This window comes from Halorubrum aethiopicum, from assembly GCF_001542905.1.
Lineage (GTDB): Archaea > Halobacteriota > Halobacteria > Halobacteriales > Haloferacaceae > Halorubrum > Halorubrum aethiopicum.
Map to the genome: position 1 here is coordinate 2,654,987 of NZ_LOAJ01000001.1, position 15,677 is coordinate 2,670,663.

Annotated in this window: 19 protein-coding genes, 3 tRNA genes and 1 pseudogene; 14 read left to right on the top strand and 9 right to left on the bottom strand. The window is 69.7% G+C overall.

Annotation, left to right across the window (positions count from 1 at the left end; genetic code table 11):
- Positions 1-9 precede the first annotated feature (9 nt).
- The 7 genes and pseudogenes from AXA68_RS12625 to AXA68_RS12655 form a co-directional block, all read right to left on the bottom strand.
- Positions 10-1,056, bottom strand: coding sequence for an AI-2E family transporter (locus AXA68_RS12625; RefSeq protein WP_080505256.1), 1,047 nt, complete (start codon positions 1,054-1,056; stop codon positions 10-12).
- 357 nt (positions 1,057-1,413) lie between these two features.
- Positions 1,414-1,484, bottom strand: a tRNA-Pro gene (locus tag AXA68_RS12630).
- Between the two features lie 46 nt (positions 1,485-1,530).
- On the bottom strand, positions 1,531-2,706 hold the full coding sequence (locus AXA68_RS12635; protein ID WP_066417381.1) for a succinylglutamate desuccinylase/aspartoacylase family protein: 1,176 nt from the start codon (positions 2,704-2,706) through the stop codon (positions 1,531-1,533).
- A gap of 22 nt (positions 2,707-2,728) precedes the next feature.
- Positions 2,729-3,730, bottom strand: a complete 1,002-nt coding sequence (locus tag AXA68_RS12640) for an RNA-guided pseudouridylation complex pseudouridine synthase subunit Cbf5 (protein ID WP_066417384.1) — start codon at positions 3,728-3,730, stop codon at positions 2,729-2,731.
- 41 nt (positions 3,731-3,771) lie between these two features.
- Entirely contained in the window at positions 3,772-4,350 is a 579-nt protein-coding gene (gene cmk, locus AXA68_RS12645; RefSeq protein ID WP_066417387.1) for a (d)CMP kinase, read from the bottom strand.
- Between the two features lie 92 nt (positions 4,351-4,442).
- Positions 4,443-4,825 (bottom strand): annotated as a pseudogene (locus AXA68_RS12650) (hypothetical protein).
- Positions 4,815-5,855 carry a zinc-binding dehydrogenase gene (locus AXA68_RS12655; protein ID WP_066417389.1) on the bottom strand — a complete coding sequence of 347 codons (1,041 nt, stop codon included), beginning with the start codon at positions 5,853-5,855 and terminating at the stop codon, positions 4,815-4,817. The pseudogene AXA68_RS12650 and the gene AXA68_RS12655 overlap by 11 nt, the downstream one beginning before the upstream one ends.
- Positions 5,856-6,091: 236 nt before the next feature.
- On the opposite strand from AXA68_RS12655, the gene AXA68_RS12660 reads away from it, so the two are divergent.
- The 13 genes from AXA68_RS12660 (at position 6,092) to rpsB (ending at position 12,325) form a co-directional block, all read left to right on the top strand.
- Positions 6,092-6,177 (top strand) — tRNA-Ser (locus tag AXA68_RS12660).
- Between the two features lie 56 nt (positions 6,178-6,233).
- Complete coding sequence (locus AXA68_RS12665; protein ID WP_066417392.1) at positions 6,234-6,755, top strand: 30S ribosomal protein S13; 522 nt, start codon at positions 6,234-6,236, stop codon at positions 6,753-6,755.
- The gene (locus AXA68_RS12670; protein WP_066417395.1) at positions 6,752-7,279 is read left to right on the top strand and encodes a 30S ribosomal protein S4; all 528 of its coding nucleotides are present in this window, start codon (positions 6,752-6,754) and stop codon (positions 7,277-7,279) included. Before AXA68_RS12665 ends, AXA68_RS12670 begins: the two co-directional genes overlap by 4 nt.
- A 6-nt stretch (positions 7,280-7,285) precedes the next feature.
- The gene (locus tag AXA68_RS12675) at positions 7,286-7,675 is read left to right on the top strand and encodes a 30S ribosomal protein S11 (protein ID WP_066417396.1); all 390 of its coding nucleotides are present in this window, start codon (positions 7,286-7,288) and stop codon (positions 7,673-7,675) included.
- A 1-nt stretch (position 7,676) separates the two neighbouring features.
- Positions 7,677-8,429: a DNA-directed RNA polymerase subunit D gene (locus AXA68_RS12680; protein ID WP_066417399.1), complete on the top strand. Its 753-nt coding sequence runs from the start codon at positions 7,677-7,679 to the stop codon at positions 8,427-8,429.
- 136 nt (positions 8,430-8,565) lie between these two features.
- Positions 8,566-8,650: transfer RNA gene (locus AXA68_RS12685), tRNA-Leu, on the top strand.
- Positions 8,651-8,687: 37 nt separating this feature from the next.
- Positions 8,688-9,041, top strand: a complete 354-nt coding sequence (locus tag AXA68_RS12690) for a 50S ribosomal protein L18e (protein ID WP_066417401.1) — start codon at positions 8,688-8,690, stop codon at positions 9,039-9,041.
- Positions 9,038-9,487: a 50S ribosomal protein L13 gene (locus AXA68_RS12695; protein ID WP_066417404.1), complete on the top strand. Its 450-nt coding sequence runs from the start codon at positions 9,038-9,040 to the stop codon at positions 9,485-9,487. Before AXA68_RS12690 ends, AXA68_RS12695 begins: the two co-directional genes overlap by 4 nt.
- Positions 9,481-9,879, top strand: a complete 399-nt coding sequence (locus AXA68_RS12700) for a 30S ribosomal protein S9 (protein WP_066417406.1) — start codon at positions 9,481-9,483, stop codon at positions 9,877-9,879. Before AXA68_RS12695 ends, AXA68_RS12700 begins: the two co-directional genes overlap by 7 nt.
- A gap of 12 nt (positions 9,880-9,891) precedes the next feature.
- The gene (locus AXA68_RS12705; protein ID WP_066417409.1) at positions 9,892-10,086 is read left to right on the top strand and encodes a DNA-directed RNA polymerase subunit N; all 195 of its coding nucleotides are present in this window, start codon (positions 9,892-9,894) and stop codon (positions 10,084-10,086) included.
- 2 nt (positions 10,087-10,088) lie between these two features.
- Complete coding sequence (locus AXA68_RS12710) at positions 10,089-10,271, top strand: DNA-directed RNA polymerase subunit K (protein WP_066417411.1); 183 nt, start codon at positions 10,089-10,091, stop codon at positions 10,269-10,271.
- The gene (gene eno / locus AXA68_RS12715; RefSeq protein ID WP_066417413.1) at positions 10,268-11,470 is read left to right on the top strand and encodes a phosphopyruvate hydratase; all 1,203 of its coding nucleotides are present in this window, start codon (positions 10,268-10,270) and stop codon (positions 11,468-11,470) included. The genes AXA68_RS12710 and eno overlap by 4 nt, the downstream gene beginning before the upstream one ends.
- 15 nt (positions 11,471-11,485) lie before the next feature.
- Positions 11,486-12,325: a 30S ribosomal protein S2 gene (rpsB, locus tag AXA68_RS12720; RefSeq protein ID WP_066417414.1), complete on the top strand. Its 840-nt coding sequence runs from the start codon at positions 11,486-11,488 to the stop codon at positions 12,323-12,325.
- A 70-nt stretch (positions 12,326-12,395) separates the two neighbouring features.
- Here rpsB and AXA68_RS12725 read toward each other — a convergent pair whose 3' ends face one another.
- Complete coding sequence (locus AXA68_RS12725; RefSeq protein ID WP_066417417.1) at positions 12,396-12,959, bottom strand: mechanosensitive ion channel domain-containing protein; 564 nt, start codon at positions 12,957-12,959, stop codon at positions 12,396-12,398.
- Between the two features lie 196 nt (positions 12,960-13,155).
- Entirely contained in the window at positions 13,156-14,121 is a 966-nt protein-coding gene (locus AXA68_RS12730; protein WP_066417421.1) for a halo transducer protein, read from the bottom strand.
- A gap of 207 nt (positions 14,122-14,328) precedes the next feature.
- On the opposite strand from AXA68_RS12730, the gene AXA68_RS12735 reads away from it, so the two are divergent.
- Positions 14,329-15,603 (top strand): PstS family phosphate ABC transporter substrate-binding protein, encoded by a 1,275-nt coding sequence (locus tag AXA68_RS12735; protein ID WP_066417424.1) that lies wholly within the window; start codon positions 14,329-14,331, stop codon positions 15,601-15,603.
- Positions 15,604-15,677 lie beyond the last annotated feature (74 nt).

Here is a 15,677-nt window from a genome sequence, read left to right on the forward strand (position 1 = left end):
CCGTTCTTCTCACTCGGTCCGTCTGTCGACCGCCGTCGCGTCCGCCTCGCGTTCGCGCGCGTAGAGGTCGAGGACGACCTTCGCCCCGCCGAGCGCGACCGGCCCGACGAAGAGGCCGACCCCGCCGAAGAGGACGATCCCGCCGAAGATCCCCACGACGATGATCGCGACGTTGATCGCGCCGGCACGGTTGATCACGGCGGGCCGGAGGTACGTGTCCGAGAGGCTGACGAGGACGCCGAAGACGAAAAGCAGGACGGCCGCGGTGGTCCGACCCCGCGCGAGGAGGTACACCGACAGCGGGACCCAGACGCCGAACGACCCGACGAGCGGGAGCAGCGTGAGCACGAAGGCGGCCACGGTGAGGAACGTGACGCCGGGCACGCCGAGGAGGAACAGCCCGACGCCGAGAAGCAGCGCCTGGATCCCGGCGACGATGACGTTGCCGACGACCGAGGCCCACATCAGGTCGTCGAGCTCCGCCATCAGGTCCCGCTGGACGCGGTCGGAGACCGGCGCGACGGTGAGTGCCCACTCGGCCAGCCGGTCGCCGTCGCGCAACAGCGCGAAGAGGACGAAAAGCGTCACCGACAGCCCTACAGTCAGGTCCGGGAGCCCGCGGAGCAGCCCCAGCCCCCAGCTCGCGAGCCGCTGTATCGCGGCGCTGATCGGCTCCTGGTAGGTCGCGTAGAGGACGTCGATGTCGATGACGTATCCGAAGAGCTCGATCTCCTCGACCACGAACTGGCGCAACTCGCCGCGGCGGAGGGCGGTGAGGAGCGCGAGCCCCTGCCGGAGCGCCACGGTGAGGACGTACGCTAGCGGGATGAACACCACGAGGATCGACCCGCCGATCACCGACACCGCGGCGACGTCCGACCGCACGTGCTCCTCGGCCCGTCTCTGGAGCGGCGTCAACACGTACGCGATGACGACCGCGAGCAGCACGTACTGGAGGTACGTGGCGATCAGAACGGCGGCGAAGACGGCGCTGACGAGCGCGAGAACCGACAGCCCGTTCAGCGGTGACGACGGGCGCGCCGCGCGGTCGCTCATCGCGACGCGGGGTGCCGGCGGGTTCGTTCGGGCATGCGGTGTGTCCGTGACTAGCGTGAGACCGTATAAATCCGTGCGGTGTGTCGGATGACGCGTTCCCGTGTTCTGAACCGGCGCAGGGTCGTACGCATCGCGTTTCTCGTGGACGTTCACGTCGCCTCCGGTGAGATATGCGAGCGTCGTCCCGATTACCGAACACTGACTGAAAGCGATCTGATACGTGGCGGTCGCAGTGGCGGCAAGTGCCGGTGTCGTCGGAACCGCCGATCCGGCGGTTCATAGCGCACCCCCGAATGCCGTTTTCGGGCGTTAGAAGGCACTGAAGTCCTCGATAATGGAGGCCAGTAAAATTTTTGATGGGACCGCTGAGAGTCGAACTCAGGTCCTACGGACCCCATCCGCAGAGGATACCACTACCCCACGGTCCCGGGTCGCACTCGGAGGAACGGCCGTCCCGTAATTAAGGACTTCGTTTCAGTCGTCGCCGCCCTCGCGGGGAACGACGAGGTCGCCGTCGTCGCGCACCGCCAGGCTCGCGATCGGGTCGCCCTCGTAGACGGCCATCCCCTCACATCGCGAGATCACGTAGCCGTCGTGGTCGGCCTCGACGGTCCCCCGCTCCTCGCCCGTCGCCGAGGTGATCTCCGCGAGGACGTCGCCCTCGGCGATCGTCTCGCCCGCGTCGACGCGATGGCGAACCAGTCCCGAGACGTCGGTCGTCGGGCCGCGGTACCGCCGGACTGGGTAGTCGACGGGCGCGCTCTCGACGTACGCTCCGGGGTCGCCGACGCCCGTGGGCACGTCGTCGGGGGCGAGCATCCCGAGTTCGACCGCGACCGCGAACGCCCCGGCGACGCCGCCCGCGACGAGGCGGTCGTCGACGACGGAGTGCGAGCCGAGCTCGGCGGTGAACGACGGGATGCCGGCCTCGTTGAGGACCGCCCCCGCCAGCGACCGCTGGAGGTCCTCCTCGACGTACTCCGCGGCCGGGTACTCCGTGAGGGTCGGGAAGCCGAAGGCGTCGACGACCGACTCGAGGTCGGCCGCGAGCGCCTCCGCGTCCGACTCGCTCCGGCGGTCGCCGTACAGGACCCGGTCGCGGATCGCGAACGGCTCGCTGTCGACGCCCGCGGTGTGACAGTCGATCAGCGCGTCCGCGGCAACGGCGTCGGCCGGGTTCGACCCCGCGTCCTCCTCGCCGACGATCGCCCCGTAGAGCCGCGCGTCGATCCGCTCCTGGAGCTTCGGCGGGCGCGCGGACTCCGCGTCGGCGTCGGGGAAGTGCCGGTTCGGGTCCTCGTCGTCGTAGTAGGTGTGTCTGGCGTTCCGGCGGAGGCCCGCGGGCGAGACGACGGGGACGGCGACGACCGCCCCGGCGAGCGACGCGAGCGCCCCCGCGTCGCTCGTTTCCGGCTCCCCGGCGAGCGCGTCCATCGTCTCGAGGACGACCGCGATCCCGGTCGCCTCGTCGCCGTGGACGCCGCCGGTCAGCCACAGCGTCGGGCCCGGATCGGTCCCGTTGGCGACGACGACGGGAAGGCGTTCGGGCGTTCCGGTCGGGAGGTCCGCCACGTCGAGCCACCCGCGGTCGACGGTTCCGGGGGCGGCGCTCGCGCTTCCGAGTTCGAGTCGGTCTCGGTCGTCTTCCATGGGCGGATCCCCGCCGGCGCGGCTATAAAAGAACGCGTTCGAGCGCGACGACCGTCCCCGACTCGGCGTCCGGATCGCCGACGAACCGGCCGAGACAGACCGCCGTCCCGTCCGGGGTGAAACAGGCGACGAGCGGGGGTTCCCGGTCGCCTCGGTCCGCCGCGTTCGCTGTGTCCGCGGCATCGGCGGCGTCCAGGTCGCTGTCGATCACGCCGGGCGCGTAGACGGGCGCGCCGGTGGCGACGTTGCGTGCGGCGGAGGGCGCGACCGTCACGGCGGGGAGGTGAACCAGCGCGTCCTCGGCGGGGCGGACCACCTCGCGGAGTAGCTCCTCTTTCCCTTCCTCGGCCCACGCGAGCGCGTCGACGAGATCCTGGAGCGTGTGGAGGTCCGTGTCGTCGAACGGATCCGTGGCGGTCCGGCGGAGGTGACCCATGTGCGCGCCGACGCCGGCGGCGAGCCCGAGGTCGTGACACAGCTTCCGGACGTACGTCCCCGACTCGCAGCCGATCCGGAGCAGGGCGCGCCGCTCCTCGAGTTCGAGCACGTCGAGGTCGTGGACCGTCCGGGTCCGCAGCCGGCGGGTGACCGCGCTCTTCCGGGGCGGCTTCTGGTAGATCTCCGCCTCGAACTCCGCGGCGACCTCCCGGAAGTCCGCGGGCGCGGGACCGTGAAGCTCCAGCACCGAGACGTACTCCTTTCCGCCCTCGAGGAACACCTGCGCCATCCGGGTCGCGATGCCGGTGAGCGTCGGGAGACAGCCGGTGACCTTGGGGTCGAGCGTGCCCGCGTGGGCGACGCCGTCGATCCGCGGGCCGTCGGGGTCGAGGACCGCGAGCGTGTCGTTGATCGCGTCGCGGACCCACGCCGAGAGCTGGTGGGAGGAGGGTCCCGCGGGCTTGTCGACGTTGACGACGCCGAACCGGAGCAGCTCCGGGACCGAGCGCTCGCCGGGTGGGGCGCGGAGCGGGTCGTCGCTCGCGGCGTCGGCGTTGGTGGATCCGGCGTCGGTATCGTCGGTCATGTTCGTGTCCGTGTGTGCTGGATTCCGGGTTCGGCGGCGTTTCAGAAGTCGTAGGAGACGCCCTCGATCGGGACCTTCCCCTCGTCGTCGTCGGGGTCGTACGCCTCGACCGTGGCGACGAGCGCGTCGAGGAACCGGTCGGGTCCCCAGCGGGCGGTGTTGTAGGCGGCGTCGTAGATGGACAGGTCGTCGATGTCGACGTCGTAGTACTCCAGGTACCGCTTCCGCTCCGAGGCCTCGCGGCGGAGCGTCTCCTCGCGCGCCTGCGAGACGGGCTTGTCCTCCCGGTCGGCGATCCGCTCGGCGCGGACCGCGACGGGGGCGTCGAACCAGAACCGCAGGTCGGCGTGATCGCCGGCGAGCCAGCCGGCCAGCCGCGACTCGAGGACGACCGCCTCGCGGGTCGTCGCGATCTCGCGGAGCCGGCGGTCGAGGTCGCGGTCGATGTCGCCGTCGTCCTCGGCGTGCTCGTTGAACTCGACGGGCGTCATGCCGCGGTCCGCGGCCATCTCCCGGAAGATGTCGCCGCCGGAGACGTGGTCGAGCCCGAGCGCCTCGGCGAGCCCCGCGGCGTTCGTGCTCTTCCCGCTTCCCGGCGGGCCGGAGACGGTGATCAACATATCCACCCTCCGGCAGGCCCGTTCAAAACGATTGTCGTTCGCGGCCGGAGCGGCCCCCGCGTGGGATCCGTCGCGCGATACTCCGTCGCGTGCTACTCCGTCGCGGCCGTCATCGACCAGACCGCGACGAGGCCGAGCAGGACCGCGGGGACGAGCGGGAGCGCGAGGTACGTCGCGAAGAAGGTGAACCCGAACGCCCCGGCGGCGTAGGGGTACGCGTAGATGACGCCGGGGATGACGAGGACGCAGGTGAACAACACGACGGTCAGCGCCCACCCCTCCGGCCGAAGCCGTCGGCGGCCGGCTCCGCGGGTTCGTCGTCGGTGGCGCGGGGGGCGTCGACGGCGGCCTCGGCGTCGGTCGCGGGGCGTTCCGCGTCGACGGCGGCCTCGGGGGCCTCGGCGGCGTCGCTCTCGACCGAGTCGTCTCCCGGCGTGTGGACGTACCCGCCGTCCGCGTCGGTCTCAGAACTCACTGTCGGGTTTAACCACCACTTTGCCAAAGCCCTCACGGTTCTCGATCAGCTCGTGGGCGCGCGCGACCTCGCTCATCGGCAGCGTCTCGCGAATCCGCGGCTCGAAGGTGCCGTCCCAGACGAGCTCGAGGACGTCGTCGACCTCGCCCGGCGTCGCCATCGTCGAGCCGATCACGGAGAGCTGGTTCCAGAAGATGCGGTTCAGTCCCGCGTCCGGGTTCGGCCCGGTCGTCGCCCCGCAGGTGACGAGCCGGCCGCCCTTCGCGAGCGACTTCAGCGAGTCGGGGTACGTCGCCGCGCCGACGTGGTCGACGACGACGTCGACGCCGCGTTTTCCGGTCAGGTCGGCGACCTCCTCGGCGAAGTCGTTCGCCTCGTAGTCGATGGCGTGGTCGGCCCCGCACGCCTCGGCGTGTCGGAGCTTCGCCTCGCTCGAGGCGGTCGCGAACACCTCACACCCCGCGTGGTCCGCGATCTGGACCGCGGCGTGGCCGACGCCGCCGGACGCGCCGAGGACGAGGACCGACTCGCCCGCCTCCACGTTCGCGCGCGTGTGAAGCATCCGCCACGCGGTCTGGAAGACGAGCGAGACGGAGCCCGCCACTTCCCAGTCGACGCCGTCGGGCACGGGAACGAGGTTCTCGGCGGGCACCGCGGCGCGCTCGGCGTGGACGCCCCGGACGTGCTCGCCCAGGATGTGGAAGGAGACGCAGAGCGACTCCTCGCCGTCCCGGCAGAACTCGCAGTTCCCGCAGGCGACCCCCGCGCTCACCGCGACGCGGTCGCCGGGCTCGAACCGGGTCACGTCCTCGCCGACGGCCTCGACGACGCCCGCGGCGTCGCTGCCGGGGATGTGCGGCATGTCGAGGTCGACGCCGGGCAGCCCGCGACGGGTCCAGACGTCGAGGTGGTTCAGCGCGCCGGCCTTGACGTCGACGAGCACCTCCCCGCGGTCGGGGTCGGGGTCCGGGAACTCGCCGTACTCGATCACGTCGCGGTCGCCGTGGGCGTCGAACTGGACGGCCTTCATGGAGGCACCCACCGCGGCGGCACACTAAACGATATGGCAATCGGCGTCGGCGGCGGCAGCGATCCTCGCCGCCGGCGGCCCCCGTGGGCGCTCCTCGATACGCGGGAGATCCCGTGTCAACGGGAGTCACGTCCCGGGGCTTTCGTGATGTTTAAGTAGTGAAGCGCGGTTGATCAGGACGCACGAACTGCAGGGGTGCCGGACCCCGAGTCCGCGAGGGCGACGATACGACGCGAGTTGCGGTAGCCAAGCCTGGCCCAAGGCGCAGGGTTGCTAACTCTGTGGCGTCACTGCCTCCGGGGTTCGAATCCCCGCCGCAACGCTCGAAACAACCGAGCACCGCCGGATCGCGCCGGTAGGGCTCACTGCGATCAACACATGAGCACGGAAGAATCACAGGACGACTCGCCGGAGGAGGCCGAAGACCTCCAGTACTTCGTTCGGATCGGGGGAGCGGACCTCGACGGGACGAAGACGGTCGAGCGAAGCCTATCTGAACTCAACGGCATCGGCACGCGCATGGCGCGGCTGGTCGCCGAGGAGGCCGGCGTGGACCGAACGTCCACGTTCGGGCTCCTCGACGAGGAGGAGATCGAGGCGGTGGTCGACGTCGCCGAGAACCTCGAGGACCACGTCCCGTCATGGATGACCAACCGACAGAGCGACTTCTTCACCGGGGAGACGACCCACCTCGTGGGCACGGACGTCAACGAGAAGCGGCGTCACGACATCAACCGGATGAAGCAGATCGAATCGTACAAGGGCGTCCGCCACAAGCGCGGCCAGAAGGTCCGCGGCCAGCGGACGAAGTCCACGGGCCGGACCGAGGGGACCATCGGCGTCAACGTCGAGGAGATCCGCGAGGAGATGGCCGACGAGGAAGCGGGTGACGAGGAATGAGCACCGGCAAGAACACCAAAGGCTACGAGACGCCGAACCACCCGTACCAGGGCGAGCGGATCGCCGAGGAGTCCGACCTCCTCTCGCGGTACGGCCTGAAGAACAAAGAGGAGCTCTGGCGGGCGCAGTCGGAGCTGCGCCGCATGCGCCGGGAGGCCCGACGCCTCCTCGGCGAGGCCCAGGGTGACGTCGAGGCCGCCCAGGACGCCGGCGCGGAGTTCGTCGCACGGCTCCGTCGCATCGGCGTGCTCGGCGACAACGACGACATCTCGGCGGTCCTGTCGCTGGACGTGACGGACCTCCTCGAGCGCCGCCTCCAGACGGTGGCGTACCGACAGGGGTTCGCCTCCTCGACGAAGCAGGCCCGACAGTTCATCGTTCACGGACACGTCACCGTCGACGGGGCCCGCGTGACGCGGCCCTCGGTGAAGGTGGACGTGAGCGACGAGGGCGCGATCGCCTTCGACGAGACGAGCCCGCTCGCGGACGATCTCCACCCCGAGCGCGCGGAGTCACAGGAGTAACCAATCATGAGTGGATCCGAGGACGGAAAGTGGGGCATCGCCCACGTGTACGCGTCGTTCAACAACACGCTCATCACGGTCACCGACGAGACCGGCGCGGAGACGATCGCCAAGTCGTCCGGCGGCACCGTGGTGAAGCAGAACCGAGACGAGGCGTCGCCGTACGCCGCCATGCAGATGGCCGAGGTCGTCGCAGAGCGGGTCAAAGAGGCCGGCTTGGAGGGCGTCCACGTCCGCGTGCGCGGCCCCGGCGGCAACCTCAACAAGTCGACCGGCCCCGGCGCGCAGGCGACGATCCGTGCGCTCTCGCGTGCCGGCGTCGAGATCGGCCGGATCGAGGACGTCACGCCCATCCCGCACGACGGGACGAAGGCGCCGAAGAACAAGCGAGTCTGACATGACGGAAGCCGACTTCGACGTGGAGTACGTCGAACGGGACGATCGCAGCGCGCGGGTGCTGATCCGCGGGCTCACGCCGGCGTTCGCGAACGGCATCCGCCGCGCGATGATCGCCGACGTCCCGACGTTCTCGATAGACACGGTGCGGTTCGTCGAGAACTCCTCCGTGATGTTCGACGAGATGATCGGGCTCCGACTGGGGCTCGTTCCGCTGACGACGCCGCTCGACGAGTTCGAGATCGGCGACACCGTCACGCTCGCGCTCGACGTCGAGGGGCCGGCCACCGCCTACTCCGGGGACATCGAGTCCGCGGAGCCGCTGGTCGAGCCCGCCGACGAGAACGTGCCCATCGTCGAACTGAAGGAGGGACAGCGGCTGGAGTTCGAGGCCGACGCGGTCCTCGAGGCCGGCAGGGAGCACGCCAAACACCAGGGCGGCGTCTCCGTCGGCTACAGACACCTCCAGCGCGTCGCGGTCGAGGGCGACCGCGGCGAGTTCGACGACGAGGAGCCGCGCGTCCTCCGCGGCGTCATCGAGACGCCCGAGGGGGAGGTCGTCGCCACCGACGAGTTCGGCAACGACCTCTCGGAGCGGTACCCCGGAAAGGAGGTGCGCGTCGAGGACGTCCCCGGCGCGTTCGTCTTCCACATCGAGACGGACGGCTCGTTCACGGTCGAGGAACTGCTGCTCCGCGCGATCGACTCCCTCGAGGAGCGCGCGGACGAACTTCGAACGAAGGTCGCGGTCTAAGGAATGTCGACTCCCCGAACCACCCACACGGCGCTCGCCCCGGTCGCGAGCGGCGACGCCGTCGCGGACGACGGCGCGGCCCCGAACGGCGGGACCGAAAGTGGTTTGAAGGGAGCCGGATTACCCAGGAGTGCACGCAGGGATAGCCAAGTCAGGCCAACGGCGCAGCGTTCAGGGCGCTGTCCTGTAGAGGTCCGCAGGTTCAAATCCTGCTCCCTGCACTCCGCTTTTCAGGAACCCCCACAGGGAGAGACAGCTATGAGTAGCAAGACGAATCCGAACTTACAGAACCTCATCGCCGATCTGAAGTCGGTCTCGCGTGACTCCGGTGCCAACGTGTGGCAGGACGTCGCCGACCGACTGGAGAAACCCCGGCGTACCCACGCCGAGGTCAATCTGGGTCGCATCGAACGGTACGCAAACGAAGACGAGACGGTCGTCGTTCCCGGCAAGGTGCTGGGCAGCGGCGTACTCGAAAAGAACGTCACCGTCGCCGCCGTCGACTTCTCGGGCACCGCCCGCGCGAAGATCGACCAGGCCGGCGAGGCGGTGTCGCTCGACCGGTTCGTCGAGGACAACCCCGAGGGCGGCAACGTCCGGGTGATCCGATGAGCCTCGCGAAGGTCGACGCCGACGTCGTCGTCGACGCCCGGGACTGCATTCTGGGCCGGGTCTCCTCGAAGGTCGCCCAGCGCGTCCTCGACGGGGAGACGGTCGCCGTGGTCAACGCCGAACACGCGGTGATCACGGGCAACGAGGAGGCGACGATGGAGACCTACCACACCCGCGCCAACCTCGGCTCGGACAGCGGGCCGTACTACCCCAAGCGGCCGGACCGCATCTTCAAGCGGGCCATCCGCGGAATGCTGCCGTACAAGAGCGAGGACGGCCGCGAGGCCTTCTCGAACGTCCGCGTCTACGTGGGCAACCCCTACGAGCGCGACGAGGACGCCGAGGCGGTCGTCCTCGACGGCACGTCGCTGGACCGACTCTCGAACATCAAGTTCACCACGCTCGGGGACGTCTCCGAGTCCCTGGGAGCTAACGTCACATGGTAACGAACACCTCCGGTAAGAAGAAGACGGCCGTCGCCCGCGCCACGGTGCGCGACGGCGAGGGCCGCGTTCGAATCAACTCCCAGCCGGTCGAGCTGGTCGAACCAGAGCAGGCGCGCCTCAAGATGCTGGAGCCGTTCCGCATCGCCGGCGACGACATCCGCGACGGCGTCGACATCGACATCGACGTGGCCGGCGGCGGGTTCAGCGGGCAGGCGGACGCAACGCGGACCGCCATCGCTCGCGGGCTCGTCCAGCACCTCGGCGACGCCGAGCTGCGCGACGCGTACATGAGCTTCGACCGCACGCTGCTGGTCAACGACGTGCGCCAGTCCGAACCCAAGAAGTGGGGCGGACCCGGGGCGCGTGCCCGCTACCAGAAGTCCTACCGCTGAGGTGATCCAGTCATGATGATCCCCGTCCGGTGTTTCACGTGCGGCAACGTCGTGGGTGAACACTGGGAGGAGTTCAAGGAGCGCGCCCGCGAGGGAGACGAGGACCCCGGCGAGGTGCTCGACGACCTCGGCGTGAACCGACACTGCTGTCGGCGGATGCTGGTGAGCCACCGGGATCTCGTCGACGTCGTCTCGCCGTACCAGTAAGAATGTCAACACAGAGATACAATCGGTACGAGAAGGCGCGGATCCTCGGGGCGCGAGCCCTACAGGTGTCCTACGGGGCCCCCGTGCTGATCGAGACGGACCAGACGGAGCCGATCCTCGTCGCCGCGGAGGAGTACGACGCGGGCGCGCTCCCGTTCACGGTCCGGCGGGAGGCCGACGCGTGACCCGTATCACCAACGTGTCGCTGCGTCGGATCCTCGACTCGCGGGGCAACCCGACGGTCGAGGCCGACGTGCTCACGGAGTCCGGCGGCTTCGGTCGCGCGGCCGCACCGAGCGGCGCGTCGACCGGCGAGTTCGAGGCGATCGAGCTCCCCGCCGAGGAGTCGATCGCGAAGGCCCGCGAGCGCGCGGTGCCGCGGCTCGAGGGGCGCTTCGCCGGCGACCAGCGGTCGGTCGACGCCGCGTTGCGCGCGGCCGACGGCACCGACGACTTCTCCGCGATCGGCGCGAACAGCGCGGTCGCGATCTCGATGGCGGCGGCGAAGGCCGGCGCGGACGTGCTCGGCGCGCCGCTGTACCAGCATTTGGGAGGGGCGTTCCGCGGCGAGAACTTCCCCGTGCCGCTCGGCAACGTCGTCGGCGGCGGGGAACACGCCAAGGAGGCGACCCACATCCAGGAGTTCCTCGCCGCGCCGGTCGGCGCGCCGAGCGTCTCCGAGGCCGTCTTCGCGAACGCCGCGGTCCACGCGGCGGTCGCGGACGTGCTCGACGAGCGCGGCGTGCCCGCGGCGAAGGGCGACGAGGGCGCGTGGGCCCCGCCGATCTCGGACGCCGAGGCGTTCGAGGTCGTCGCGGAGGCCGTCGAGACGGTCGAAGCCGAGGTCGGCTTCGAGATCCGCTTCGGGCTCGACATGGCCGCGGCCGAGCTGTACGACGACGAGGCCGACGCCTACGTCTACGGCGAGGAGACGAAGTCGACCGACGAGCAGATCGAGTACGTCGCCGGTCTCGTCGAGGAGTACGACCTCGCGTACGTCGAGGACCCGCTCGACGAGAACGACTACGAGGCGTTCGCGGAGCTCACCGAGCGCGTGGGCGACCGGACGCTGATCTGCGGCGACGACCTCTTCGTCACCAACGTCGAGCGGCTCCGCGAGGGGATCGACGTCGGCGCGGGAAACAGCATCCTGATCAAGCCGAACCAGATCGGGACGCTCTCGGACGCGTTCGACGCGGTCGAGCTCGCGACCCGGAACGGGATGGAGAGCGTCATCTCCCACCGCTCGGGCGAGACGGAGGACACGACCATCGCACACCTCGCCGTGGCGACCGACGCCGCCTACATCAAGACGGGCACGGTCGGCGGCGAGCGAACCGCCAAGCTGAACGAACTGGTCCGCATCGCGGACGACGCGGTATGACGGACACCCACACGCATGAGTGAAGACAACGACGCGGTCGAACTCGACGAGGACGCCGAGACCGAGGCGGTCGACGCGGACGTCGAGGAGGAGGCCGACACGACCGAGGAACCGACCGCCGACGCGGGTGCCGAGGAGGCCTCCGCCGACGCCGAAACGCAGGATCCGACCGCCGCGGACGACGTGGACGTCGAGGCGGCCGCCGAGGGCGACGAGACGGATCTCGAGGAGGAGGACGCCTCCCCGTTCGACGACGACGTCATGCCCGACGACGACGTCGACCTGCTCATCCCCGTCGAGGACTACCTCTCCGCGGGGGTTCACATCGGGACCCAACAGAAGACGAAGGACATGGAGCGGTTCATCCACCGCGTCCGCGACGACGGGCTCTACGTGCTCGACGTGAGCGAGACGGACGGCCGGATCCGCACCGCGGCCGACTTCCTCGCGAACTACGACCCCGAGCAGATCCTCGTCACCTCCTCGCGGCAGTACGGTCGGTTCCCGGCCGAGAAGTTCGCCGACGCGGTCGGCGCGCGCGCCCGGACCGGCCGGTTCATCCCCGGCACGCTGACGAACCCCGACTACGCCGGCTACATCGAGCCGGACGTCGTCGTGGTGACCGACCCGATCGGCGACGCCCAGGCCGTCAAGGAGGCCATCACCGTCGGCATCCCCGTGATCGCGATGTGCGACTCGAACAACCAGCTGTCGAACGTCGACCTCGTCATCCCGACGAACAACAAGGGTCGTCGCGCGCTGTCGGTCGTCTACTGGCTCCTCGCCAACGAGACGCTCGACCGCCGCGGCGCGGACACCGTCTTCGCCCTCGAGGACTTCGAGGACGAGCTGTAAGCCGGCCGCCGATTCGAGTTCGACTCGCCTTTTCGCCGCCGCTCGACCCGTCGAGCGACCGCTCCGGCGTTCAGTCGTTCCCGGACCCGGTCTCGACCTCCGGCACGTCGTGGGTCCATCGGGGTTCGATCTCCCGGTTGGCCATCACGATCCGGTCGCCGCCGTCCGTGTCGATCCGGGTCTTGCGGAGTTCGATGGCGGCGACGGTGCCGGTCACGCCCTTCGCCTCCACGCGGTAGCCGACGTTGAAGTCGGGGTCCTTCAGCAGGTAGATCCCGGCCACGGTGTCCTCGATCATCTCCGAGAGCGCGTAGGAGACGCCGAGCGCGATGAAGCCGACGGCGGTGCCGAGGCTGGCGGCGATCTCCCCCATTCCGACGACCTTCAGGAAGGTGAGCGCGACGCCGAACCAGAGGAAGACGGCCACCACGGTCACGAGGAGGTCGCCTATCAGTTCGCGGTCGTCGACGTAGAGCCGGTCGATCGACCGTCGGACGACCGCGAGGACGACGCTGACCGTCACGTACGCCAGCGCGAGGAAGACGATCCCCGAGAGCACGCGCGGCACCGCGACGGCGGCGGCGTCGAGGAACTCCGAGAGCGATCGGGCGACGAGCGACGAGGCCTGTGTCATGGCGGCACGGACGGAAGCCCGGCGTGAAAAGGTAGGGGCACGGTGATGCCCGACGTGGGGGAATCGACGACCACCCGTTCAGCGTTCGGAGCGGACCGTGTCCCCCGCTCGCCGGAGGCGGCTTGCGATCCCGCGGGTCGAACGGGCCGGCGGCCGTTTCTCGTCCGATTCGCCGCGTCGTCCGGAGGATCGGCCGTTATCGGTCGACGGTCTCCTCACCCGGGTCCCCGTCTCCGTCCGGATCGTCGGTCGAGAACGCCGAGCGCGCCTCCGCGATCGCCTCGTCGACGCGGCTCCACGCGACCGGCGGATCGACGGCCGACAGCTCCCGTTCGAGCGTCTCGAGCCGCCGGTCGAACCGGTCGTCCCAGTTCGGATCGTCCCCGAGGGTCTCGGCGCTCGCCGCCTCGTCCTCGACGGCGTCGATCCGCTCCTCGACGTCGTCCGGGAACGAGAGTCCCTCGCGGTCCGCCCAGGTACGGAGGTCGGCCGCCTCCGCACGGAGGTCGGCGACGGCGAGGTCGAGAACGCGCGTCTGGACGGTCGCGTCGAACCGGCGCTCCGGGTCCGGGTCGTCCGCGGCCCGAATCGCTTCGACGGTCTCGGCGACGGACGCGGCCGACTCCTCCGCGGCGTCGACGTCGTCGAGGAGCGCGTCGTGGCGTCGGTTGGCGGAGCCGAGCCACGCCTCGAACGCCTCGAGGTCGGTTTCGAGGTCGTGGGCGACCCGGACGATGCGGTTCGCGTCGGTCGTGATCTCGTGGAGGTCGACCGCGGCCCGGTACACCTCCACCGGCGAGTCGAGATCCGCCGTCGCCGCGCCGAGCTCCTCGCCGAGCGTCTCGACGTCCGCCCGGAGGTCGGCGATCCGGTCCTCGAACCCCCGACGCCGGACGGCTACGACGTCGAGGTCCGGAGCGTCGGCGGCGGCGTCGCTCGCGCTCTCGTAAGCGCGCGTCGCGAGGTCGACCCGCGTCTCGGCGGTGGCGAGTACCTGTGAAACGTCGGTGACGGTCGCCTCGATCGCCGCGGGCGTGACCCGCTCGTCATCGGTGAAGGGATCGAGCCACCGGCGGACCGACTCCGGGTCCTCGTCCGTTCGGTCCGCGACGGCGTCGACGAGTTCGTCGAGGGGAGTCTCCGCGGGCGCGGTCTCGCTCATGCGTCGGCGTTCCTCACAGAACGGTGTATACCTTCCGTCAGAGCCGATCGTTCGTGGACGGTACCCAACGGAGTAGTACAGTGGAGTATATAGCGTTCGTACTCGTCCGTCGTGAACCGGGGTGCTATTACGCGTCAGTCACGGGCCTATAGACACCCGTATTAAAAATATAAATCGCTTTAATAATCTGGGCATCCGGTCCACGTGATGTCCGACCGCAACTGGGTCGACGGCAGGGTATCACGGCGGAAAGTCCTCATCAGCTCCGGCGCGCTCGGAACCGCCGGTCTGGCGGGCTGTAGCGGCCAGAGCGGTGGCGGCGACGGTGGCTCCGGAGGCGGGTCCGGCGGGAACGGCGGAGACGGCGGGGATGGTGGCTCAGGCGGGGACGGTGGCTCGGGGGGAGACGGTGGGGACGGCGACGGCGGTGACGGCGATTCCGGTCCGAACACGGCGCTGCTCAACGCCGAGGGCTCCTCGACGGTGTACCCGATCTCGAACACGGGGAGCTCGTACTGGAACTCCAACGCCCCGCCGAGCGACGGCGAGTACTGGGGCGCGAACGACGAGGGCTCGGTCCCGGGCTGGGACCAGCTCGCGTCCGACGGCGCGGAGGACATGCTCATCGCCGACTACTTCGCCTCGAAGTTCGGCTTCGAACCGACCGACCAGCGCTCCTCGCCGCCGTTCCCGACGACGGTGGGTCTGAGCCACTCGGGCACCGGCTGTGAGGCCGTCACCGAGGGGCTCGTCGACATCGGCAACTCCTCCGGCCCGATCACGGCCGAGCTCGACTGGAGCGAGGAGGAGGCTCAGAACACGGTCGTCGACAACGTCGTCGGTCGCGACGGGCAGCCGGTCGTCGTCAGCTCCGACGTCGCTGACGCCGGCGTCAGCGAGCTGACCGGCGAGGACATCCGCGGGATCTACCAGGACGAGATCACGAACTGGAACCAGATCGACGGGATCGACTACGACCAGGAGATCTACGCCATCGGCCGCGCCGAGGGGTCGGGCACCGACACCTCGTTCCGGCTGAACATGCTCGGCGGGGCCGACGCCGCGATGCCCGGCGTCGACACCCGCTTCGGGCAGAACCAGCAGGTCGCACAGGCGGTCGCCCAGAACGAGGGCTCGATCGCGTACATGGCGCTGGCGTTCACGGGTCCGGAGGTCACGCCCGTCGCCATCAACTTCGAGGGCACGGTGTACGAAACCAGCCGGGACGCGGAGAACACCATCTTCGACAGCGAGTACCCGCTCAACCGCGACCTCCACATGTACACCCTCATCGAGGAGAGCAACCCCGACGGCGGCGGGTACGACCGGCGCGAGGCGGCGTTCGTCAACATGTTCCTCAACGAGTTCGGCCAGACCGTCTTCGTCGAGGGCAACAACTACATCCCGCTTCCGACGAGCGACCTCGAATCCATGAAAGAGCAGGTCTCGTCCGTCGCCACGGAAGACCTCATCATGCCGTAGACCGCCGGAGCTCCGGCTTCGGTCGGTCGCCGCGAGCTGAGCCCCTTCGCGTGGATCGGCCCTCCCGCGACGCC